Raw genomic sequence first — 1,317 nt, forward strand, 5'->3', positions numbered from 1 at the left:
CGGTTATGCGGTGAGGGGTTTGACCTTCGTGGGAGGCCGGCTCTGCCGGGCGATGGCGCCGTCATCCCGCCCGGTGCGCTGTCGCTTACCGGGCCTACGGCTGCAGCACTTTGGACCACACGGTAGAGGCTGTTCGAACGCTACGTTATCATCGACAGCCAGGCCGGATCGGACGTCCGACTGACGATCTGCCCGAGGAATACCGAGACTGGCTGATTGACTACGGTGATAGCGGCTATATCGCCCGGTACCGCATCGATGGGGATACAGTGGTAGTGTTAGCCATCCGTCACCAGAAGGAAGCCAGCTTCTAACGGTATCAACCAGATCTTCCGCATACCCCAAATACTCTGTCAAAGTACGCTGTCCAAATTTACTGTCGATAGCTTATCACGCGCCGGCATATCGACAGGATAGGCAGGCGTGGCCGCTTATGCATAAACTGCCCCTTGAGTCCGCGATGCTGGCGGCTTGTCGATCTTGACGCGCTTTAGACCCTATTGGAGAACACGCATGTTCGCTGCACACCCACTGGCCTTGCCGACGACTGCCCTGGCCCTGATGCTTGCCTACACGCCGGCCATGGCCGATGCTGAGCGCCTGGAGGCCGACCTGCGGGCCCTCTTCGGCCCCGGTACCCTCGAGATCGGCGAGGTCTCCGAGGGCATGATCCGCAATCGCACCACCGCCGAATCCATCCGTTTCGACAACCGGGAGGGTGAACGGCTGCTGATCGACCGCTACGTCGTCAGCGGCGATTACGACCAGCCCGACGAGGTCACTCTGGAAGGCATCCGCGTCGAGGACAGCCTCACCGACCTTCTGCTGATGAGCGTCGAGCGTGTCGTCTTCGGCGAGCCGGCTCAGGCGGTGCTGCCCGCCGGTGATCTCGACCCCGACACTCTGCGGCTGGGCAGCCTGGCCATCGACAACATCGTCATCGAACTGGCCTCCGATGTTGCCCAAGAGGTCTTCGAGGATACGCCCATGGCAGGGGGAACCGGCCGCCTGACCATCGACAGCCTGCGCGGTGAAGCCCTGTCTCACCAGGCCATTGGCCTGCTGGACATCACCGGTATCGCCGGCACCGGCAGCGACCTCGGCGACATGGGCGAGGGGTCCTTCACCCTGGCCGGGTTCCGGGTGGAAGGGCTGCGCGGCCTGGACGAGGAAGAGGGCGAGCAGACTCTCGACAGCCTCGAGTTGACCGATTTCGCCGTCGAGTCCGACCAGTTGGTGGGCGCTCTGACCCAGCTGCGCCTGGACGGCGACTTCGCCGACGGTGAGGGCGGCCTCTGGCTCGATGCCTTCCAGGTC

The 1,317-nt window shown here is 63.4% G+C and carries 1 protein-coding gene and 1 pseudogene; both read left to right on the plus strand.

The features are described 5' to 3' along the window. Positions 1 to 110: 110 nt before the first annotated feature. Positions 111 to 314, plus strand: a complete 204-nt coding sequence (locus ACESMD_RS10535) for a type II toxin-antitoxin system RelE/ParE family toxin (RefSeq protein ID WP_372612934.1) — start codon at positions 111 to 113, stop codon at positions 312 to 314. 199 nt (positions 315 to 513) lie between these two features. Next, a pseudogene (locus ACESMD_RS10540) lies at positions 514 to 1,317 on the plus strand (hypothetical protein); the annotation flags it as partial.

The organism is Halomonas sp. (genome assembly GCF_041689495.1).
GTDB lineage: Bacteria > Pseudomonadota > Gammaproteobacteria > Pseudomonadales > Halomonadaceae > Halomonas.